This window comes from Kineosporia mesophila (assembly GCF_021129235.1).
Taxonomy (GTDB): Bacteria; Actinomycetota; Actinomycetes; order Actinomycetales; family Kineosporiaceae; genus Kineosporia; species Kineosporia mesophila.
The window spans coordinates 145,825-167,480 of sequence record NZ_JAJOMA010000003.1 but is presented as its reverse complement, the minus strand read 5'-3'; the positions used below and the strand labels follow the sequence as shown (position 1 = coordinate 167,480).

The following is a 21,656-nucleotide window of genomic DNA, read 5'->3' as shown; positions in this document are numbered from 1 at the left end:
TCCGGCGCGTTCCGTCGCCGTGAAGGTACCAACCGGCAGGCCCCAGCCCGGCCACGGGCCTAGGACTTTGGGCCTACAGCGGTTTCGGCGGTCCGCGGTTGAGTCGTCCCCGACCACACCGAGCTCGCCCCGAAGGAGAAGAACACGTGTCACCACGACGTCCCCGGTTGCTGCGCCCGGCGCTGGCAGTGGCCACGGCCGCTGTTCTGGGAGTGACGGCCGCCGTCGCGTTCGACGTCGTGCCGGGTGCCAGCGCGGCCAACTCGGCGCCCCTGGCCGCCACCGCGACGCACGGCCACGAGCAGGCGGCGACCAGCGAGGCCACCCAGGAGGCGAAGGCCGGGGCGAGCACGGCCGCGCCCACCACCGAGCACTCCACGGCGCACAGCGAGAAGACCGCCTCGACCGCGACGTCGAAGGCCGCCACCAAGGCCGCGACCTCGAAGGCCGCGGCGACCACCGACGCCCCGATCCACGTGATGAAGATGCCCAAGGGCAAGTGGATCAACGTGGACAAGAAGGCCTGGGCGGCCCAGCTCGCCGACTTCAGGACCACCCAGCCCCGCAAGGTCAAGGCCGGCGCGAAGATGAACCCCGAGTTCAACGCGACCTGCTCGTACAGTCACTCGGGCAAGAACGACCCGATCGTGTTCCCGAACCAGACCGGTGCCTCGCACCTGCACTCGTTCTACGGCAACAAGATCACCAAGGCGAACACCACGGTCGACGACCTGATGAAGTTCACGGCCACGACCTGTGTGCCGAAGAAGGACCACTCCTCGTACTGGGTGCCCTCGCTGACGAACAAGGCGACCGGCAAGAAGGTCCAGCCGAACATGCTGATCGCCTACTACGGAAGCCTTCTCGACGACAAGAACAAGAAGAAGACGGTGCCGATGCCGAACGGCATGCGGATGATCTACGGCGATGCGAGCAAGCAGGTCAAGACGCCGGCCGGCAGCCGCGACGCGTTCTACTGCTCGGGCGGCCCGCTGGAGGGCAAGGCCCGCAGCACCGACGGCAACTGGCCGGTCTGCGGTGACGGCGGCACGGTGCACTTCATGATGCGCTTCCCGGACTGCTGGGACGGCAAGCACCTGGACAGCCCCGACCACAAGTCGCACGTCAGCTACGGCTCGCAGGGTGACTGCCCCAAGGCCTTCCCGGTGCGCATCCCGGCGATGACCTTCTCGATCTACTACCCCACCCACGGCAGCAAGGCCGGGTACTCGCTCTCGTCCGGCATGGCCTCCTCGATGCACGCCGACGCGTTCGTCGCCTGGGACGTGAAGACGATGAACGACCGGGTCAAGAGCTGCGTACGTCAGCTGGTCACCTGCGCCAGTGACGGGAAGTTCTGATCCACCCTTGATCAACCGGACGGGTTCGCCAGGGAGTCAGGCCTCTGCGGACCCGTCCGGTTCACTAGTTTGCGGCGTATGACACTGCTGGAGATCTGCTTGGAGGACGCGGCCGGCGCCGCGGTCGCGGAGGCCGCCGGGGCCGATCGGGTCGAGATCTGCTCCGCCCTCTCCGAGGGCGGGGTGACCCCCAGCGCGGGCCTGGTGCACCGGGTGCTCGCGAGCACCTCACGGATCGGGGTGCAGGTGCTGATCCGCCCGCGGGGCGGCGATTTCGTCTTCAGTCCCGCTGAGGTCGAGGTCATGATCGAGGACGTCCACCAGCTCCGGTCTCTCCCTCGAGTGGGTTTCGTGCTGGGTGCGCTGAGTGCCGACGGGTGCGTCGACGGGCCGGTGCTGGAGCGTCTGGTGGAGGCCTGCGCCGGGGCACCGACCACCTTCCACCGGGCCTTCGACGCCTGCCGTGACCTCCCCGCGTCCCTGGAGGCCCTGGTGGAGCTGGGGTTCGACCGGGTGCTGACCTCCGGTGGGGCGGCGTCGGCCCTCGAAGGAGCGGCGGTGCTGAGGCGTCTGACGGACCAGGTGGCGGACCGTCTGACGATTCTGGCCGGCGGGGGAGTTCGGCCGGCGAACGTGGCCGAGCTGGTGAAGCGGTCCGGGGTGACCGAAGTGCACGGCCGGGCCGCGGAAACGGTGCGTTCAGCGGCGCTTTTCAGCAACCCGGCCGTGCCCTACGACGCGGCTGGGCGAGGGGTCACGTCGCGGGCGGCGGTGCGGGCGATGAGGAAGGCCCTCGACGAAGGGCGGGAGCACTTCGCATGATTACGAAAGGTCCCGTCTCCCTCTGTTCGTGATCATGCAAAACCTCCCCGGAGTCAGAGAACTCCGGGGAGGCGTCGTGCATGATCAGGCGGCCTGGGACCGGCTCGTTGCGGCGGCGGGTTCCAGGGCGATCCCCAGGACGTCGGCGACGTCGCTGACCTGGTGCACGATCAGCTGGCCGAGCACATCCTCGGGGAGGTCGTCCAGGTCGGGTCCGTTGCGGGCCGGGATGATCACCTCGGTCAGGCCGGCCCGGTGGGCGGCGAGCAGCTTCTGCTTCACGCCGCCGATGGGCAGCACCCGGCCGGTGAGCGAGACCTCACCGGTCATGCCGATCTCGGCGCGCACCGGGCGGCCGGTCAGCAGCGAGGCCAGCGCGGTGGTCAGCGTGACGCCCGCACTCGGCCCGTCCTTGGGCACGGCGCCCGCCGGGAAGTGCACGTGGATCCGGCGGTGCGACAGTTCGTCGGTGTTCACGCCGAGCCGGGAGCCGTTGGCCCGCAGGTAGCTGAGCGCGATCTGCGCCGACTCCTTCATCACGTCACCCAGCTGCCCGGTGAGCTCCAGCCCGCCGTGCTCCGATTCCATCGCGGTGGTCTCGACGAACAGCACGTCGCCGCCCGCACCGGTCACGGCCAGGCCGGTCGCGACGCCCGGAACTGCCGTGCGCTCGGCCGATTCCGGCGTGAACCGGGGCCGGCCCAGGTAGCTGACCACGTCGTCCACCGACACCGTGACCCGCGACCGGTCCGCCGCCGCGTCCTCGAGCTCCGTGGTGACCTTGCGCAGAATGCGCGCGAGCGAACGCTCCAGCTGCCGCACGCCCGCCTCGTGGGTGTGCTCGGCGGCCACGGCCCGCAGGGCCTCGTCGTCGATCGTCACCTCGTCGTCGGTCAGGCCGGCCCGCTCGAGCTGCCGGGGCAGCAGGTGGTCGCGGGCGATGGAGACCTTTTCCCGCTCGGTGTAGCCGTCCAGCCGGACGACCTCCATCCGGTCCAGCAGGGCCGAGGGGATGGTCTCGAGCACGTTGGCGGTGGCCAGGAAGACCACGTCGGACAGGTCCAGGTCGAGGTCCAGGTAGTGGTCGCGGAACGTGTGGTTCTGCGCCGGGTCGAGCACCTCGAGCAGGGCCGCGGCCGGGTCGCCGCGGTAGTCCGAGCCGACCTTGTCGATCTCGTCGAGCAGGATCACCGGGTTCATCGTGCCGGCCTCCTGCAGGGCCCGGACCAGCCGGCCCGGCAGCGCGCCGACGTAGGTGCGCCGGTGCCCGCGGATCTCCGCCTCGTCGCGCACGCCGCCCAGCGCGACCCGCACGAACTTCCGGTTCAGCGAGCGGGCCACGGACTCACCCAGCGAGGTCTTGCCGACCCCGGGCGGGCCGACCAGGGCCAGCACCGCGCCCGAGCCGCGGCCGCCGACGACCTCCAGACCGCGGGCCGCCCGGCGGGCGCGCACGGCCAGGTGCTCGACGATGCGCTCCTTCACGTCGTCCAGACCGGTGTGGTCGCTGTCGAGAACCTCGCGGGCGTGCGTGATATCGGTGCTGTCGACCGTGCGGGAGTTCCACGGCAGGTCGAGCACGGTGTCCAGCCAGGTCCGGATCCAGCCGGCCTCGGGGGACTGCTCGGAGCCCCGCTCCAGCTTGTCCACCTCGGCCAGCGCCGCGGTGCGGACCTTCGCGGGCAGGTCGGCCGCCTCGATCCGGGAGCGGTAGTCGTCGGTGCCACCGGCGTCCTCCTCGCCCAGTTCCTTGCGGATGGCCGCGAGCTGCTGGCGCAGCAGGTACTCCCGCTGCGTCTTCTCCATGCCTTCCTGCACGTCCTCGGCGATCTTCTCGGAGATCGCCGTCTCGGCCAGGTGCTCGCGGCCGCGCGCGAGCAGGAAGTCCAGACGCTTCTCCACGTCGAGGGTCTCCAGCAGGGTGACCTTCTCGGAGGTCTCGATCCAGGTGGCGTACCCGGCCACGTCGGCCAGCTCGGACGGGTCGGTCATCCGCTGCACCGCGTCGAGCACCTGCCAGTTGTTGCGCTGCTGCAGGACGGTGGTGAGGACCTGCTTGAACTCGGCGGCCTTCTCCTTCACCCGGCCGTTGGGGGTCTGCGGCACCAGGGGCTCGGCCTCGACCCACAGCGCCGCCCCGGTGCCGACCACGCCCTGGCCGATCCGGGCCCGGCGGTCGGCGCGCAGCACCGCGGCGGGCTCGCCGCTGGGCAGCCGGCCGATCTGCACGACCTGCACGATGGAGCCGACCACGCCCGACTTACCGTCGATGCGGGGAACGGCGAGGACTTCGAGGGGTTGGGAGTCCGAGCCGCGAGCAGCCCGGGCGGCGTCGATCGTCTGCTGAGCCTGGGCCGTCAGCTCGATCGGCAGGGCCATGCCCGGGAGGACGACGACATCATCGAGGAAGAGGACGGGGTAGGTCTCGGTGGTCATGCCCGGTCAATGCGATTACTTGATTACTTAGTTCCGGGTTCGCCCTGAGCGGAGTCGACTCAACGTACGGGTGGGTTCCGTGACCGGGCCACCGCGATCGCCGCCTGCCGGACGGGTGACGGGGGCGGTCCCGCTCACGGTGCGCGATGCCGCGGGCGGTCTGGTTCCGGCCGCGGACCGTGCCGGACGGCGGCCCGGACGGCCCGTCCGACCTGCGAAGATGTGTCCCCCGAGCGGGTGACTTCGAGTTTTCCTCAGGATCGGTGCCGGTTGGGCCGATAAGAGGGTGTGACTTCCAGCCGCCAGGTCTCGCCGCCGCGAGAGACCACCAGGGTCCCCGCTGCCCGGGACCCCAGGGACGGCCGGGCTCAGCACGGCATGCTCGCCGGTTTCGAGATCGTCGAGCAGCTCGGCAGCGGTGCCGAAAGCACGGTGTTCAAGGTCCGTCGCCCCGAGGACACCACCCAGCAGGGCCGCCGGGCCGAGTACGCCCTCAAGATCCTCGACAAGCCTCTGGCCGACTCGCACGAGGCCGAGGTCGCCTTCCGCCGCGAGGCCGCGCTGCTCGCCGGCGTGAACCACCCGGGTCTGCCGCGGGTGTACGAGGTCGGGGCCCTGGACCGGCGCCCGTACCTGGTGATGGACCTGGTCTCGGGCAGGCAGCTGGCCGGCGTGCTGGAGGGTGGTGCGCTGGCGGCCGACAAGGTCGTGGCGCTGGCCCTCGACATCGTCGAGCCGCTGTCCGCGGTGCACGACAAGGGTCTGGTGCACCGCGACCTGAAGCCCGCCAACGTGATCGTGATGGAGGGCGGCGAGGCGCGCCTCATCGACTTCGGCCTCACGGCCCGTGACGGAGAGGACGACGAGACCCACGCCGCCGTCGGCACCCTGGCCTACTCCGCGCCCGAGCAGGGCGGCACGCTCAAGCGCCCGGTGGACAACCGTTCCGACCTGTACTCGCTCGGCGTGATCATGTTCCAGGCGCTGTCCGGCGTGCTGCCGTTCAACAGCTCGGACCTGGGGGAGCTGCTGCGTATGCACGCCGTGGTGCCCGCCCCCGACCTGACCCAGCTGGTGCCCAGCATCCAGCCGGCGCTCGCCGGGATTGTCGGCACGCTGCTGCAGAAAGACCCGGACGACCGCTACCAGAGCGGGCGCGACCTGGCCGCCGACCTGCGGGCGCTGGCCGGCATGCCGCGCCGCACGGCCGAGGTCACCAGCGGTGGCGAGGCCCCGCTGTTCGGTCGCAACGCCGAGATCAGCGTGCTGTCCGGGCGCTGGAACGAGGTCCGCAACGGCCGCAGCGGTATCGCCCTGGTGCACGGCGGCGGTGGTACCGGCAAGACCCGGCTGGTGGCCGAACTGCTGCACCAGGTGAGGGATTCCGGCAGCACGGTGCTCCAGGCGACCTGTGTGCCGGACAGCCCGGTGCCGTTCGCCCCGATCCGCGACGCGATCCTGGGGCACCTCCAGGAGATCGCCCGGATGCCGGTGGGCGACCGCTGGCGCCGCCGCTCGAAGATCCGCGCGGCCTCGGCCGGCTGGTCGCCGTCGATGCTGGGCCGGATCGCCCCCGGTCTGGAGGCCATCCTCAACGGCTCCGACACCCTCAAGGGCAAGGACAACCTGACGGCCCGGTCGGGGCTGGGAGGTGCCCGGCACACCCCGCCCGAGCAGGCCCGCCAGTCCGAGCCCGAGCCGATGAACGAGAGCCAGTTCGCCGTCGCCATCGCCGGTTTCCTGGCGGCGCTGGCCCGCCAGACCGGTGATCTGCTGCTGTTCCTGGACGATGTGCAGTGGCTCGACGAGGGCTCGCGTCAGGTGGTGTCGCACCTGGCCGGCCAGATGGCCGACAGCAAGGTGCTCATCCTCGCCGCCAGCCGCGACGAGGTGGAGTACGCCGAGGGCCTGGGCGCGTTCTACCACGCGGCCGGGATGTCGCTGGACGTCGAGGTGCCCGTGCCGGAGCTCGACGAGAGCTCCATCGGTCAGCAGATCCGTTCGCTGATCCCCGGTCTCGACGTCGGCTCGAGCCTGGTCGACATCCTCGCCCGCCGCAGCAACGGCAACCCGTTCGTGGCCGGCGAGTACCTCAGCGCCGTCATCGACGCCGGTCTTCTGCAACCGTTCTGGGGTGCCTGGAAACTCGACGAGGAGGGCCTGGACCGCCTCGAGCTGCCGCAGGATGCCGTCGGCCTGGTGCTGACCCGCCTGCAGAACCTGGCCCCGGGCACCTACGAGCTGCTCGTCACCGCCGCGGTGATCGGCAACGAGTTCCACGGCGAGATCCTCTCCTCGGTGATGGGCCTGACCGGGGAGGAGGTCCTGCCGGCCCTCTCCGAGGCGGTCGGCCAGCGGCTCATCGACACCCGCGAGGGCGGGGCCTACGTCTTCCTGCACGACCGCGTTCGGCAGGCGCTGCAGGCCCAGCTCGACGAGGACGAGCTGGCCGCCCTGCACCTGCGCATCGCCCAGGCCCTGGAGACGGCCCCCGACTCACCGATGACGGTGCGCCCGGAGCACGCGTACGCGATCGCGCACCACTACATGCAGTGCGACCCGGACAGCGACGAGCGGCTCGAGCGGATCTTCAGCGCCGCCTGGCGCGCCGGTCGCCTGGCGCTGGCCAACCACGCGCCGAACGAGGCCATCAACTTCCTCGAGTTCGCCGCCGGCCTGCAGGCCCGCCCGCCGACGGCGTTCCTGGTCGAGCTGGCCCACGCGCTCAAGCAGAACGGCCGGATGGAGGCCGCGCGCAACCGCACCCAGCAGGCGCTCGCGGGGGAGACCGCGCCGGTGCGCCGGGCCGAGATGTACTCCCTGCTCGCGGACCTGTACAAGGACGACTGGGACAACGACGCCGCGATGACCGCGGTCCGCAGCGGTCTGGCCGAGCTCGGGGTGCAGTGGCCCCGGAACCGGGTCGCGCTGGTCGTCACGTCGATGCTGATGTTCGCCGGGGCCACCCTGCGCGGCCTGTTCGGTGACCGCCGCCCGCCGGCCGAGCAGGACCGGCAGCGCCGGCTGGTCACGGTGCAGCTGCACAGCACGGCCTCGTTCGTGGCGCTGTTCACCCAGGACCACCTGCTGGCGTTCTCGCACGCGCTGCGGGCCCGGGCCTGGGCGCTCCGGCTCGGCGAGGGCATCGCGAACGTGGTGTCGCAGGCCGCGATCGGCATGGTCGCGGCGTTCGACGGCCGGCGCGGCAGCGCCCGTCGCGCCTTCGCGCGGATGGACGCCGACCCGGTCTCGCAGCTCCCCACGCGCCGCGCGACGAACTCCTACCTGCGCGGAACCGCCCTGTACGGAGGCGGTCTCGACGACGGCACGCAGTGGGCGAGCGACATGGAGGCCGACGGTCCGTGGATGGACCTCGGCCAGGAGCTCGACGCCATCGCCGTGTTCGCCGTGCGCTCGGTCGTCATGGGCCGCACCGCCGAGGCCCAGCACTGGCTGGACCGGGGCCGCAGCCGCCAGACCGGCCGCAACGTCGACGCCACGCCGTTCATCGTCGCCGCCCCGATGGTCCTGTCGCTGCTCGGCCGCTTCCCCGAGGCGGGCACCGAACTGCGGCACATCCGGCAGGTCTGCGAGCGGGTGCCCACCCTGGACGTCCTGCGGCACCTGGCCACCCTGTTCCAGCTCGCCGAGCAGCAGGACTTCGCCTCGGCCTTCGAGACCGTCGCCTCCGAGGTGGAGGCCGCGCACCCCCGCCCCGAACTGGTCTTCCGCGCCCACCACCCGTTGTTCTACCTGATCGCGGTGGGCCGCCTGGCCCAGCTGCGGGCGGCGGACGAGGCGGAGCGGCCCGCGCGCCTGGAGATGGCCCGATTCGCCGTGGAGCAGGCCTCCCGGCACCCGGTCGCCCCCGAGCTGGAGGCCCTGGCCCGGCTGGTGCGTGCCGACCTGGAGGTCGCCGAGGGCCGGCCGGGCGACGCCCTGGTCACCCTCACCCGCATCGGTCAGTTCCTGACCCCGGACGCCCCCACCGTGTCGTTCGAGGTGGCCCGCATCCGGGCCCGGGCGCTGAACGCGCTGGGGACCCCGGAGGGCCGCCGGCAGGCGCAGCACGCCTACGCCGTGGCGGTCGGCGAGGGCTGGCCGCATCGGGCCCAGGCGGTCGGCACCGAGTTCGCGCTCGGCTCCGACTGGCTCGGCTCCGGCGGCAGCGGCTCGCACCACAGCACCGGTGGCGGCACGCACACGGCGGGCCACGAGCGGCTGCGGCTGGCGGCCCTGCAGACTGTCAGCGCGGCCGCGGCCAAGGTGCTCGACCCGCGGGTGCTGGCCCGGATCGCCCTGGACGAGACCATCAAGCTGCTCTCGGCCGACCGCGCCTACCTGTTCCTGGTGCCCGACGACGAGGAGGAGGCCAGCCTCTCCGGCGGCCTGGCCAAGTACCTCGGGCGCGACGCCGACGGCCGGGACGTGCCCGAGCTCACCGGATACAGCACCACCCTGGTCGACCGGGTGCGCCAGACCGGCCAGGCCCAGGTCTTCACCGGCACCGAGGAAGGGGCCGTGCTCGGCACCAAGAGCGTGGTCGCCCACGGCCTGCGCTCGGTGCTGGCCGCGCCGATGAAGGTCGACGGCCGGATGACCGGCGTGGTCTACCTGGACAGCCAGGTCGCCAAGGGCATCTTCACCTCCGGCGACGTGGAGATCCTGTCCGCGCTGACCAACCACATCGCCACCTCGATGGAGACGGCGCGCGTGGCCCAGCTGGAGGTCTCGGTGAAGACCGCCGACCGCGAGCGGGCCGTGGCCAACAACCTGCGTGACGCCCTGCGCGAGATGGCCGAGAAGCTCGACGACCCGGCCAAGGTGCTCAAGGAACTGCTGAACTCGACCGGCCCGGTGCTCGGCACCGACCGGGCCTGGCTGCTGTCGGTCAAGGACGGCACCCACCGGCTGCGCGACGCCGGTGACGCAGACCCGGTGGAGATCGTGGAGGACGCGAAACTGCGCGGCCTGCTGACCATCCAGCAGCCCCGGGTGGGCAGCGCCGAGCTGGTGCCGGGCGGTCTGTCCGACCAGCTCGGGGAGGCCACCTCGTGGATCGCCGTGCCGATGCGCTCGCGGCGGGCCGACCTCGGCGTGATGATCGTGGCCAGCACCTCGGCCCACGGACCCACCGTTGACCTGGCTCAGACCATCGACACCGCAGCGGTTCTCGCGGCTCAGGGGATGAGCGCCTACGACAACTCCACACTGTTCCAGCAGGTGCAGAACCTGGCCGTGGTGGACGAGCTGACCGGCGTGCCGAACCGCCGCCGCTTCTTCGAGGTGAGTGCGCGCGACCTGGCCGGCGCCAAGCGGCACGGCCGCAGCCTGACCGCGCTGATGATCGACATCGACCACTTCAAGAAGGTCAACGACACCTACGGGCACCCGACCGGGGACGACGTGATCAAGACGGTCGCCGACCGGATCCGCCAGCAGATCCGCAAGACCGACGTGCTCGGCCGCTACGGCGGCGAGGAGTTCGCGGTGCTGCTGCAGGACGCCCAGCTCGACGGGGCCCTGCCCGAGCGGCTGCGGGCCTGCATCTGCGAGGAGCCGGTACAGACCCGGTCCGGTCCGCTGGAGATCACGGTCAGCGTGGGCATGACCTTCCTCGGCGACGAGGACGACACCGTCGAGACCCTGCTGGCCCGCGCCGACCAGGGGCTCTACAAGGCCAAGCAGAACGGCCGCAACCAGGTGCGGTTGCAGGAGGAACTCGAGGAGAACACCGCCGGATAGCGGGTTAGGGTCGTCGATGTGATCGTCATCGTCGGAGCGGGACCGGTGGGGCTGGTGCTCGCCCTGCTGCTGGCCCGTCAGGGCGTGCGCTCGACGGTCCTGGACCGACAGGACGCGGTCTACCCCCTGCCGCGGGCGGTCCACCTCGACGACGAGTGCGCGCGGATCCTCCAGAATGCCGGGGTGGCAGCCGGATTCGCCCGCATCAGCCGCCCCGCGGCGGGTCTGCGCCTGCTCGACGCCCGGCACCGGCCCCTCGCCGAGTTCCGGCGCTCGCAGGCGGTCGGTGTGCACGGGCACCCACAGGCCGGGCTGTTCGACCAGCCTGAACTCGAAGCTGTTCTGCGGGAGGCAGTCTCGGCCTCGCCGCTGATCTCGCTGCGGCTCGGCACCGAGGTCACGGGGGTGGACGCGTCGGGCCGCGTGCACTGCGGCACAGGAGTGCTGGAGGCGGACGCGGTGGTCGGGTGCGACGGGGCCGGCAGCGTGGTGCGGCGGGCGCTGGGCGCCCGGTGGCGCACCCTGGCGGGCGACCAGACCTGGTTCGTCACCGACCTTCTCGGCGAACCTCCGGTGCGGGACCAGGATTTCGTCGAGCAGATCTGCGACCCCCGCCGCCCCGCCACCTACCTGCGGGTGGGCGAACGCCGGCTGCGCTGGGAGTTCCGCCTGTGGCCGGGTGAGACCCCCGGCGACCTGACCGCCCGGCTCGGTGGGCTCGTCGACCCCTGGACCCACGACGGGGTGGGGGAGCGGCAGGTCCTGCGCACCGCCGCCTACACCTTCCGCGCCGTGGTCGCCGACCGCTGGCGCCGCGGTCGCGTCCTGATCGCCGGCGACGCCGCCCATCTCACCCCGCCCTTCATCGGCCAGGGCCTGGGCTCGGGACTGCGCGACGCCGCCAACCTCAGCTGGAAACTGGCCCGGGTGCTCCGGGGCCAGGCCGGCGACGACCTCCTGGACACCTACCAGTCCGAGCGCGCCCCGCACGCCACCGCCCTGATCCGGCTGGCCGCGCTCGCCGGCGGGCTGATGGCCTCGCCCGCCGCCCCGCTGGCGGGGATCGCCGGGCGCTCGGCGCGCCTGACCGGGCGGATCCTCGCCGGTACCGGCCCACCGTTGCGTGCGGGCGCGCTCACCCCGCCCCGCCGTTCCCGGCGGACCTCGCTGGTCGGCTCGCTCGTCCCTCAATTTCCCACTACAGAAACAACAATGGACGAGGAAAACCACCCTCGCCTCGACGATCTCCTGGGCCCGGGGTTCGCCCTGCTCACCCGGGGCGGTCCGGGGCCGGCCGGGCTCAGGGACCTGGCCGCCCGGCTGGGTGCCGTCGTGCTCGACACCGACGCACCGGAGCTGACGCGCGTCCACCATTGGCTGATCGACAACGCGACGGACGCCGCCCTGGTGCGACCCGACCGGGTCGTCGTCGCGACCGCACCGGCCCGGGGCGCGGCGCGAAACCTGGGCGTGATGTCAGTGTGACGAAGGTGTCCGGACACCTGCCCGGTCCCGCCAGGTCGCCGTGGATAGAGTGAACGGGACGCACATCAGCCCGCAGCACCCTCGAGGAAGAGAAGGCCATGACTTCGTCCGCACCATCAGCAGTCACTGTGACCGTCACGGGCGCCGCCGGCCAGATCGGCTACGCGCTGCTGTTCCGGATCGCCTCCGGGCAGCTGCTGGGTGCCGACGTCCCGGTCAGGCTGCGCCTCCTGGAGATCCCCCAGGCCGTGCGCGTCGCCGAGGGAACCGCGCTGGAACTGATCGACGGGGCCTTCGGCGCCCTCGCTTCCGTCGACGTGTTCGACGACCCCACGAAGGCTTTCGAGGGTTCGAACGTCGCCCTGCTGGTCGGCGCGCGCCCCCGTACGAAGGGCATGGAGCGGGGCGACCTGCTCGAGGCCAACGGCGGCATCTTCAAGCCGCAGGGTGCCGCGATCAACGCCGGTGCCGCCGACGACATCAAGGTGCTCGTGGTCGGTAACCCGGCCAACACCAACGCCCTGATCGCCGCCTCGCACGCCCCCGACGTGCCGGCCGAGCGCTTCACCGCGATGACCCGTCTCGACCACAACCGGGCCCTCGGCCAGCTCGCCATCAAGCTCGGCGTGCCGGTGTCGAGCCTGGCCAAGGTCAGCATCTGGGGCAACCACTCGGCGACCCAGTACCCGGACGTCACGCAGGCCACGGTCGACGGCAAGAGCGTCACCGAGGCCATCGACGACCAGGCCTGGGTGGAGAACGAGTTCATCCCGCGCGTGGCCAAGCGCGGCGCCGAGATCATCGAGGTCCGGGGCGCGTCCTCGGCGGCCTCCGCCGCGTCGGCCGCCGTCGACCACGTCTACAGCTGGGTCAACGGCACGCCCGAGGGCGACTGGACCTCGGCCGCGATCGTCTCCGACGGCTCCTACGGCGTGCCCGAGGGCCTGATCTCCTCGTTCCCCGTCACCTCGACCGGCGGCTCCTGGGAGATCGTCCAGGGCCTCGAGCTCGACGCGTTCTCCCGCGGCCGCATCGACGCCTCCGTGGCCGAGCTGGCCGAGGAGCGCGAGGCCGTGCAGAAGCTCGGCCTCATCTGATGCGCCCGGCCCGTGCTCCCGGAACTCACAGCCGGGAGCGCGGGTCGGCCGGGGGCAGCTGCGGCGGCTCCCAGTTCACGATCGAATGCAGACCCCTCGCCAGCGGCGTGCCCGGCAGCGCGTTGAGCACCTGAGCCGTCAGCACCTGGGCCCGGTGCGGGGTCGCGGAACTCAGCCGGCCCAGCTGCCGGGACCGGCGGGCCACCATCTGCGTGCGTTCCTGCCGCGCGGCGGTGAACTTCTCCAGGGCCGGCGGGATCGGCACGTTCTCGAACTCCGCACCCACCCGTCCCTCACCCACGAGCGACGCGAGCACCACCGCGTCCTCCAGCGCCATCGAACCACCCTGACCCAGATCGGGGGTCATGGCGTGCGCGGCGTCGCCGATGAGAGCGACCCGGCCCTGGTGGAACGCGGACGGCCCGGGATTCAGCTCCTCCACCGGGTGCCGCATGATCTGCTCCTCCACCAGGTTCTCCAGAAGAGCCGGGATCGGGTCGTGCCAGTCACCGAAGAGCTGCCGTAGCCCCTCGACCCCGGAGTCGTCGTCCCCGGGCGCGGTGGCGTAGCAGTACAGGCCCTGGTCCTTCAGGGGCATCACGGCGAACCGGCGCCCGTCCGGACCCCAGGTCTCGAAGCCGGTGTCGTCGGGCGACAGCCCTCCGGGATCGGGCACGACCATCCGCCACGACGTGTACCCGACCGGTGCGGGGGCTTCGGGCGAGGGGAACAGCAGGCTGCGCACCACCGACCGGATGCCGTCGGCCGCGACCACCAGATCGCCCTCGTCATCACCGTGCTCGGTGATCAGCGTGGCGGGGGTGCCGGCGTCACCGGCCCGCACCCCGGTCACCCGGGTGTCGGCCCGCACCACGCCGAACGGCAGGGCCTGCACGATGACGTTCGCCAGCTCGGCCCGGTGCAGCGCCACCACCGGGTCGCCGAACTTCTCCTGCACCGCTGCGGAGATGTTGTTGCGGATCAGCCAGGTTCCGTCGGGCTGCCGCAGACCTCCGGGGCCCGGGACCCGGCCGATCTGCCGCACGGCGTCGCCGATGCCGAGCCGGTCGAGGGACCGCAGCCCGTTGGGCCACACGCTGATGCCGGCGGCGACCGGTTCCAGGGTGATCGCCTGCTCGAACACACAGACGTCCCAGCCCCGGCGGTGCAGGGCCAGCGCAGTGGTGAGGCCCCCGAGGCCTCCGCCCGCGATCAGTGCGCGTCGTCGTGCCACGAATGCCTCCTCGGGGGAAATGGGGTTGATGATCACCATAGGTGCGGATGGTTCTATCGGGCACGTTATTGGAGTTCTGCCCGCAAACCGCGAAGAGACCGGGAGCCCTAGGGCTCCCGGTCTCTCCTGCCCGCAGGAGGGGGTGCGGGCGTCGGGCCCACTGTCTGGACCCTGACGTGTCGTTCCGGGGGTGCTGCCCGATCTAGACCTTGACCCGTCCCACCGAGTAGCTGGAGGTCCAGATGGTTTCCTTCTTCACCGAGCTACCGGGCTTCGGCGCGTGCCAGATCTTGCCGTCACCGGCGTAGATGCCCACGTGGTAGACGTGGCCACCGCTGGAGAAGAAGACGAGGTCACCCTTCTTCTTCGCGCGCTTGGAGACCTTCTTGGTGTCGGACACCAGGCCCGAGGAGGTGCGGTTGAGGTGCGTCACGCCGGCCCGCCGCAGCACGTAGCCCACGTAGCCGGAGCAGTCGAAGGCGTTCGGGCCGGTGGCGCCGTAGACGTACGGCGTGCCCTTCTTCTTCGCCGCGTCCGAGACGATCTTGGCGCCGAACTTGACCCGGCCCAGACGCTCGGCCTTCTCCACGGCCCGGTGCTTGGCCTTCTGCTTCGACTTGGCGACGGCCTGCTTCTTGGCCGCGGCGATGGCGGCGGCCCGGGCCCGCTCGTGCGCCTTCTTCTTGGCCTCGGACCGGGCCTGGGCGACCGCTCCGTCGTAGCTGGAGGCGCTGGTCGTGACCGTGACCGTGCGGGTGGCCTTGGCGGTGCGGGTGCTCCACGCCGTGACCTTCGCGGTGGCCTTGACCTTCTTGGTGATGCGCGCCGTGGCCTTGGCCGTGGCCTTGCGGGTGATGCGTGCGGTCTCGGTGTCGCTCACCTTGACGGTGGCGCTCTTGAGGCTCGCTGTTTCGGTGTTCGCCTCATCGTTGCCTGCGGCCGCGGAGCTGTCCGCGGCCATGGCCGGAATGCCTCCCGAGAGCGTCAGCGCAGCACCGGTGACGACGGCGCTGAGCGGCATGACGGATCTTCGAACGCGCGATTTCTGCAAAGGGGTGGGTGTCCTTCCCTCGCCTACCAGGTGAGCTGACGGGCTCGGGCGGAAGTTGCCCGGGCGGCTCTCGCGAGCCGCCTTAGCCCCGTGACGACCGGACTGTGGGTGGGTCCGGTGTCGAGGTGGTTCCCCGGCGTCCGTCTGGGAACTTGGGTGGCCGCCGACGGACCTCGGCAGGACGGTCACCCGGCCCTTCGGGTGAAGGACCGATGGGGAATCTACGGGCAATCGGGGAGTAATCAAAATGTGATCACCGAAATGTGACCCTCGTAATAGTCCGTGGCACCTTGTGTGCTACGTGTCCGGACACCCTCCGTGAGGCCCTGGAACCTGTATTTCTGCAGCTCAGACACTCTGGTGATCAACGGTGACGCGACGTGTCCAGCGTCATGCGGATTTAACATGCACCGCTACGCACTGTGTCCTACGTCGCCCTTTCGGGAATCCGTCCAGTTCAAGGGTCAAATAGCTGACCGTGATTGTTAAATAACGCAAAGCCTGCATCAAATAGGTACGGGCCGGGGGCGATGCCCCGGCCGGTCGTGACGCGCTGTGAGTCGAAGATCTACTTCTGGTTGCCCCCGAAGAGCTCCAGGAACTTCTTCCCGCCCTTCGGGAACGACTCCGTCAGGCTGTGCTCGCCCTGGTAGGAGTTCAGGTTGAAGTAGTTCGCGTAGGCGACGTGGTTGGGTGCCCAGGTGATGTAGTCATGCATGAACTCGATGAAGAGCGGGTTGTCCTGGCCCCCGGAGCCGTCGTAGCGGTCCCACAGGCCCCACTCCGGCAGCGAGACCGGCTTGTCGTGCTGCTTCGCGAAGTCGGTCCAGAACACCAGGCCCCGGTCGCCGCCGAAGATGACCTCGTTCCAGGCCCGGGTCTGGCGGTTCTCCCGGCAGGCCTGGTTGCAGTTCTTCGGGTACGGGTAGAGGCCGCTGTGGAGGTCGTAGACGTCCACCCCGACGTAGTCGACGTACTTGTCGCCGGGGTAGTAGTCCTGGCCGTCGTAGGGGTTGTAGCCGTTGTTCGGGTTCCAGTCGAACTCGAACTCCTGGCCCGGCACCGACCGCATCGCGGTGACGATCTGCCGGTAGAACTTGATGTACGTGGCGTGGTCCTCGATGCCCCACGGCCACGACTTCAGGTTGAACTCCCAGCCCACGCGCAGGATGGCCGTCTTCTGGCCGTTCTCCACCAGGTGCTCGGCCAGCGTCACGAAGTACTCGTCGAAGTCGCCGTTCGCGCCGTCCTTCATCGAGGCGACCTTGGTGTCGTCCAGGTCGTTCGGGATCATCGGCACGGCCATGACGACCCGGTAGCCGCTGTCCTTCCACTCGGTCAGGTGCTCGCCCGGGTTCGCGATGTCGTCCCAGGTCTCGCGGTCGCCGAAGATCGTGGCGTAGGTGAGCTTGCGGCCCATCCACTTCTCGAAGGACTTCGTCCGGGCCAGGTCGGTGCCGCTGAACACGCCCAGCTTCCCCTTCAGGGACGCCTCGGTCACCAGGGGCGTCGGGGTGGCGGTCGCCGCCCCGGGAGTCGTCGCGGACGCGCCCAGACCCGTGGTCGTGGACCGGCCGGACTTGTACACCCCGGCCACTGCGATGAGGATCACCAGGGCCGTGACCAGCCCGAGCGTGATCACCTGGCTGCGGCGCAGCGTGATCTGGTTGGGACGCCAGTCGCGCCAGGTCTTCTTCTGCGGGCGCAGGCCCTGCGGCTGCGGCCGGTTCTGCGGGCGCGGGCCAACCCCCCGGTTCGGGCGGGGCGGGCGCTGCGGGGGACCGCCGAGCAGGCTCGGGCCGTCCTCGTCGAAGGGCCGGCCGGGCCGGGCGCCGTCGAAGCGCGGCATGGTGCGGTCGCGGCGGCCGTTCGCACCCGGATCCTGGTGCGGGCCGGGGTTCTGGTTCGGTCCCGGCCCGCGACCCAGCACCGGACGCCGGTTCGGCCCCGGGAACTCGGCGTCCGGTCCGGAGAGCCCCTGAACCGGTGACCCGGAACCGAATCCGGGCAGCCGTCCGTCCCGGCGGCCCCATCCGCGGGGAGCCTCGGGCTCGTCGGAGATGTCTCCGGCGTTCCCGAAGCTTTCGGCATCGCGGCCGAGGAGACCCGGCAGCGGGGTACCGGACGCGTCCGCACCCCGTTCGCGGCGACCCCGTTCGCGGGCCCGGGCGTCGCGGCCGAGCAGTCGTTCCGGCGGGTTCCCGGGGGCGGGCTCGTGATGGGGGGGACCGGCGGGATCGGGGAACTCCGGCGGGGAACCCCCGGGCAGCCCCGGGAAAGGCGTTGCCTGGTCGGGGTGGTCGTCGTGGGCCGTCGGTTCTGGCGGAGCCAGGTAGGGAGTGGGGCCGGCGTCGGATCGGGCGTCGGGTCCGGAAGTGGTTTCCGCAGTGTCGTCGTGGTGGCCCAGCAGTCTCTCGAAGGGGACCCCCTCGTCCCGCTCGCGCCGCCCGGGGGAAGGCGCGCCGACGTGGTCGCCCGGCAGAGGGGTGTTCCGGCTGCCGGGAAGTTCGCCGGGAAGCGGGTCACGATGCGAGCTGGGGTCGGAACCGTGGAGGGAGGAGCCGTTTCGGTGGGTCTCGGTGCGCTGGGAATCGTTGCGGAACAACGGGAACGGACCGGCGTCGCGGGGAGGGCGAGCTCCCGGGAAAGGGTCGTCGCCGGGCCGGCGGGCTTCGTCGGCCGGGCGCGCAGAACCGCCGGTCCTCGGGCCGCCGGACAGGGAACCGGCGGGCGCCGGTGTGTAGGGGCCGCTCGCGTCACGGTTCTGCGGGGCCGCCCCCTCGGACAGGGGGGCGGCGACCGGACGGGATCCGGGGAGGGGGCGGTTCCAGCGTCCGTCCGGCCCGGCCGGCCCGTCCGGCCCGGCCGGGGAGATCCGCGAGCGGGAGACGCCGGACCGCGGCGTCTCGGGCTGGTGATCGCGCCAGGGAGTGCCGGACCGAGGGGTTTCGGGGCGGAAATCATCGGGCCGGAACGCCTCGGATCGGGCAGCGTCGGGCCGGGCAGCGTCGGGTCGGGACGTCTCGGGTCGGAGCGCTTCTGGTTGAGCGACACCGGGTTGAGCGACACCGGGTTGAGCGACACCGGGTTGAGCAATACCGGGCCGGAAAACATCGCGGCCGGCAGCGTCGGATCGGCTGTGCCGGAGACCACGCTGCTCCACGACGCGCTGACCGAAGTCGCGTGGATCGGTGGTGGCACCTGGACCGGGACGTTCGTGGGGGGTGCCGAAGTCGCGTGGATCGGTGGGGGCGCTGGGACCGGGACGTTCGTCAGGAGCACCGAAGCCGCGTGGATGGGCGGGGGCGCCGAGGTCGGGACGTTCGTCGGAAGTACCGAAGGCGCGCGGATCCACAGGAGTGCCGAAGCCCGGCCCGCTACGGGGGGCGCCGAAGTTGCGCCGGCTGTCAGGAGCACCGAAGTCACGCCGGACCGGAGGCATGTCGGCCTCGGGCCGGTCGTCAGGGGCGCCGGCATCGCGCTGCCTCTGACGGGCGCTGAAGTCGGGCCGGCCCGGGGGCGGGTCGTGCTGACGCTGCGGGGTGTTCGAGGCGCGCTGGTCCTCAGGGGTGCTGAAGCCGCGCCGACCCGCAGAGGCATGGGGGTCGGGCTGGTCCTGGGGGCTGAAGGGGTGGCGATGGTGCGGGGCACCGGTGGTCCCGGGGCCGGAGGCCGGGGGAGCGTCGACCGGAAGGGGGATGGACGCGGGGGTTTCCGCGGACGGGCTGAAGATTCCCGGGCCCCCGTCGAGCCCGGAGGGCTGCGAGACGGGTGGGACGGGGGAAGGGCGGGGCGGGGCCCAGGCGTCGCCGGCCGGGCGCGCGGGCCGGGGCTGATCACCCGGCCGGCCGGGCACGTCCTGCACCCACTGCTGCGGAGCGGACTCGTTCCCGGCGCCGCGGTGGCGGCTCCAGGCCAGGTCGCTGCGGCGGCCGAGCGCGTCCAGGCCCGTGGGGGCGGAGTTTTCCGTTACGGTTGGCGTGACCGAGGGTGCCTGGCGGAACGCATTGCGTGGCGCGTCGGACTCGGTGGGTGCCGACGGCCGCGGGCCGGAATCCGGGTCGGGACGGGTGGAACCGGGGGCCGCGTCGGACTGCGGGGCTGACGCCCGTCGGCGTTCCAGCTCCCGCATCTCTCTTCGGCTGCGGGGGTGTTCTCCCTGATCCGGCGCGCTCGGGTGCGGCATGTCGCAGCTAGACCTCTCTGCCTTCGCTCAAGCATGGACAGGCTTCTCATCAATGGGCCCGGCATCACGCGAGCGCTCGGCCACCCTACTCATTTCCGGCTGGACAGGTCAGCCGATCGATGACATCCGGTGCATGGCGTGTGAGAAGCCACACCTCTCCTCACAGGTGCGTCTTTGCAGGTCAGAGGGAATTCACCGGCAAATGCGGCGAAGCGGGGTCATGCGGAGAGGGGCCGAACGGGCGATCCGGGATATACGCGTTGTCATCAACCGGCGACGCCGGAAGGAAGCCACGCACGCCATTTATCCTGATGGGCGTCCAGCCATTTCCGGGCGGCCTCGTCGGGCTTCATCCCGTCGTTCAGATCGCGTGCGACCTGATTCTGATCATCATTGCTCCACTGGAACTTCTGGATCAGTTCGGCGGCCGGACTGCCCGAATAGGCGAATTCCCGATTCTGGATCTTGTCCAGGTCGTAGGGCTGGTAGTCGCAGCGCACGGTCTTCGGGTCGGCGTCGCAGCCCGGGGTGTAGGCGGGGAGCTTGATGTTGACGAGGTCGATCTCCGACAGCAGCCACTGCGGCGAGTAGAAGTAGCCGATCATCGGGGTGCGGTCGGCCTCGGCCTTCCGGAACGCCGAGATCAGCTTGTCCTCGCTGCCGGTGTAGGCGACGGTGAGGTCGATCCCGAGGTTCTCGATCAGGGCCTTGTCGTTGGTGACGTAGCTGGGGTCACCGTCGAGGAACTTGCCGTCGAACAGGTGGGCGTACTCGTTCAGGTTCTTCCAGTTGGTGATGTCGGGGTACTTCTGCGCCATCCACTCCGGCACGTACCAGCCGATCACGCCCTTGTTGCCGGTCAGCCCGGCCTCGACGGCGACCTTCTCGTTGTCGATGTACTTCTTCTTCAGATCGTCGTGGCCCCAGTTCTCCAGGATCGCGTCCACGCTGCCGTCGGCCAGGTGCTGCCAGGACGCGTCCTCCGCCTCGGCACTCACCTTGACCTCACAGCCCAGCTCGGTGCGCGCGAGGTAACTGACGACGGCGAGGTTGGCCGAGTACCCGACCCAGGGGTTCTCGGCGAGTGTCACGGTGCCGCAGTCCGTGGGCTGGATCCCGGGCGCCGCGACCAGTTCGGGCGCCGGCCCGCCGCAGGCCGTCAGGGTGGTGAGGGCCAGGAGGCCCGCCCCGGTGAGGCGGGCGATCAGGGGGGTGCGGCGGGTCACGGTCTCTCCTCGAAGAACAGAACAAAAATGGGGGACGCCGGTGGGCCCGGTCGATCGGCCCGCTCAGTACGCGGCGGCCTGCTCGGCGAGCCGGCGCACCAGGACCTCCTCGGTCAGCGCGACCAGCACGCTCTTGACCGATTCGCGCCGGCGGGCGTCGCACAGCACCAGCGGTACGAGGCCGTCGACGCCGAGCGCCTCGCGGACCTCTTCCAGCTCGAAGCGGCGGGTGTCCTGGAACTGGTTGACGGCCACGAGGAACGGCACACCGTGTTCCTCGAAGTAGTCGATGGCGGGGAAGCAGTCCTCGATGCGGTTGGTGTCGAGCAGCACCACCGCGCCCAGGGCACCTTCCACCAGGTCGTCCCAGAGGAAGGCGTAGCGGTCCTGCCCGGGCGTGCCGAACAGGTACAGGCGCAGGGCCTCGTCCAGGCTGATCCGGCCGAAGTCGAGGGCGACCGTGGTGGTGACCTTGCCCGGTACCGGGTCACGGTTGTCGATGCCCACCGACTCGTCGGTCATGTCGGCCTCGGTCAGCAGCGGCTCGATCTCGGAGATCGAGCCGACGAAAGTGGTCTTGCCGACGCCGAAACCGCCACTGATGACGATCTTGACGGAAATCGGGGCGACGGCGTTGCCGGGGTGACGGCCGGCGGACCGGTCAGAGAGCGCGGACACGATCGCGGATCCTCTCGATCAGCTGTATCGACAGCTCTTCGCGTTGGGTGACGACTACCGAGCCGTCGGCGACCAGGTCGGACACCAGCACCCGGGCCACCCCGAACGGCACCTTCAGCGCGGCGGAGATCTCCGCCAGCGAGGTGGGCTCGCGGCACAGCTGGACGATCTGACGGTGTTCGAAACGCAGCCCGGCCGAGGTGATCCGGTCGCGGGCGTGAATGAGTGTCTCCACCCTCAGCCCGTCCTGCACCGGCCGGGTGCGGCCCCCGGTGAGGAGGAACGGCCGGATCACCATGTCCTCGGCCGCATCGTAGGCGTCCGCGTTCATCGGG

Annotated in this window: 12 protein-coding genes and 1 riboswitch; of the genes, 5 read left to right on the top strand and 7 right to left on the bottom strand. The window is 71.0% G+C overall.

Annotated features, from left to right (window positions below; translation table 11 throughout):
* Positions 1–146: 146 nt before the first annotated feature.
* Together LR393_RS36200 and LR393_RS05680 are read left to right on the top strand one after the other, a co-directional pair.
* Positions 147–1,361 carry a DUF1996 domain-containing protein gene (locus LR393_RS36200; RefSeq protein WP_231482121.1) on the top strand — a complete coding sequence of 405 codons (1,215 nt, stop codon included), beginning with the start codon at positions 147–149 and terminating at the stop codon, positions 1,359–1,361.
* A gap of 78 nt (positions 1,362–1,439) precedes the next feature.
* Positions 1,440–2,183 (top strand): copper homeostasis protein CutC, encoded by a 744-nt coding sequence (locus LR393_RS05680; RefSeq protein ID WP_231482120.1) that lies wholly within the window; start codon positions 1,440–1,442, stop codon positions 2,181–2,183.
* An 84-nt stretch (positions 2,184–2,267) separates the two neighbouring features.
* On the opposite strand, the gene lon is transcribed toward LR393_RS05680, so the two are convergent.
* Positions 2,268–4,619 (bottom strand): endopeptidase La, encoded by a 2,352-nt coding sequence (lon, locus tag LR393_RS05675; RefSeq protein ID WP_231482119.1) that lies wholly within the window; start codon positions 4,617–4,619, stop codon positions 2,268–2,270.
* Between the two features lie 288 nt (positions 4,620–4,907).
* On the opposite strand from lon, the gene LR393_RS05670 reads away from it, so the two are divergent.
* The 3 genes from LR393_RS05670 (at position 4,908) to LR393_RS05660 (ending at position 12,946) form a co-directional block, all read left to right on the top strand.
* Positions 4,908–10,364, top strand: coding sequence for a diguanylate cyclase (locus tag LR393_RS05670; protein ID WP_231482118.1), 5,457 nt, complete (start codon positions 4,908–4,910; stop codon positions 10,362–10,364).
* 18 nt (positions 10,365–10,382) lie between these two features.
* Positions 10,383–11,849 carry a bifunctional 3-(3-hydroxy-phenyl)propionate/3-hydroxycinnamic acid hydroxylase gene (locus LR393_RS05665; RefSeq protein WP_231482117.1) on the top strand — a complete coding sequence of 489 codons (1,467 nt, stop codon included), beginning with the start codon at positions 10,383–10,385 and terminating at the stop codon, positions 11,847–11,849.
* A 98-nt stretch (positions 11,850–11,947) separates the two neighbouring features.
* A complete protein-coding gene (locus tag LR393_RS05660) occupies positions 11,948–12,946 on the top strand; it encodes a malate dehydrogenase (protein WP_269326715.1) in 999 nt (332 codons plus the stop codon).
* 25 nt (positions 12,947–12,971) lie between these two features.
* Here the strand turns inward: LR393_RS05660 and LR393_RS05655 are convergent, their stop codons facing one another.
* From LR393_RS05655 to LR393_RS05630, 6 genes are all read right to left on the bottom strand, one after another.
* Positions 12,972–14,180, bottom strand: a complete 1,209-nt coding sequence (locus tag LR393_RS05655; protein WP_231482115.1) for an FAD-dependent monooxygenase — start codon at positions 14,178–14,180, stop codon at positions 12,972–12,974.
* Positions 14,181–14,382: 202 nt separating this feature from the next.
* A complete protein-coding gene (locus tag LR393_RS05650) occupies positions 14,383–15,201 on the bottom strand; it encodes a C40 family peptidase (RefSeq protein WP_231482114.1) in 819 nt (272 codons plus the stop codon).
* A 39-nt stretch (positions 15,202–15,240) separates the two neighbouring features.
* Positions 15,241–15,400: riboswitch (cyclic di-AMP (ydaO/yuaA leader) on the bottom strand.
* Positions 15,401–15,799: 399 nt separating this feature from the next.
* Positions 15,800–19,363: a glycoside hydrolase family 26 protein gene (locus LR393_RS05645; RefSeq protein WP_231482113.1), complete on the bottom strand. Its 3,564-nt coding sequence runs from the start codon at positions 19,361–19,363 to the stop codon at positions 15,800–15,802.
* Positions 19,364–19,683: 320 nt separating this feature from the next.
* A complete protein-coding gene (locus LR393_RS05640) occupies positions 19,684–20,643 on the bottom strand; it encodes an ABC transporter substrate-binding protein (protein WP_231482112.1) in 960 nt (319 codons plus the stop codon).
* Between the two features lie 63 nt (positions 20,644–20,706).
* Complete coding sequence (locus LR393_RS05635; protein WP_345718717.1) at positions 20,707–21,324, bottom strand: GTP-binding protein; 618 nt, start codon at positions 21,322–21,324, stop codon at positions 20,707–20,709.
* Positions 21,305–21,652, bottom strand: coding sequence for a DUF742 domain-containing protein (locus LR393_RS05630; RefSeq protein WP_231482110.1), 348 nt, complete (start codon positions 21,650–21,652; stop codon positions 21,305–21,307). Before LR393_RS05630 ends, LR393_RS05635 begins: the two co-directional genes overlap by 20 nt.
* Between the last annotated feature and the right edge of the window lie 4 nt (positions 21,653–21,656).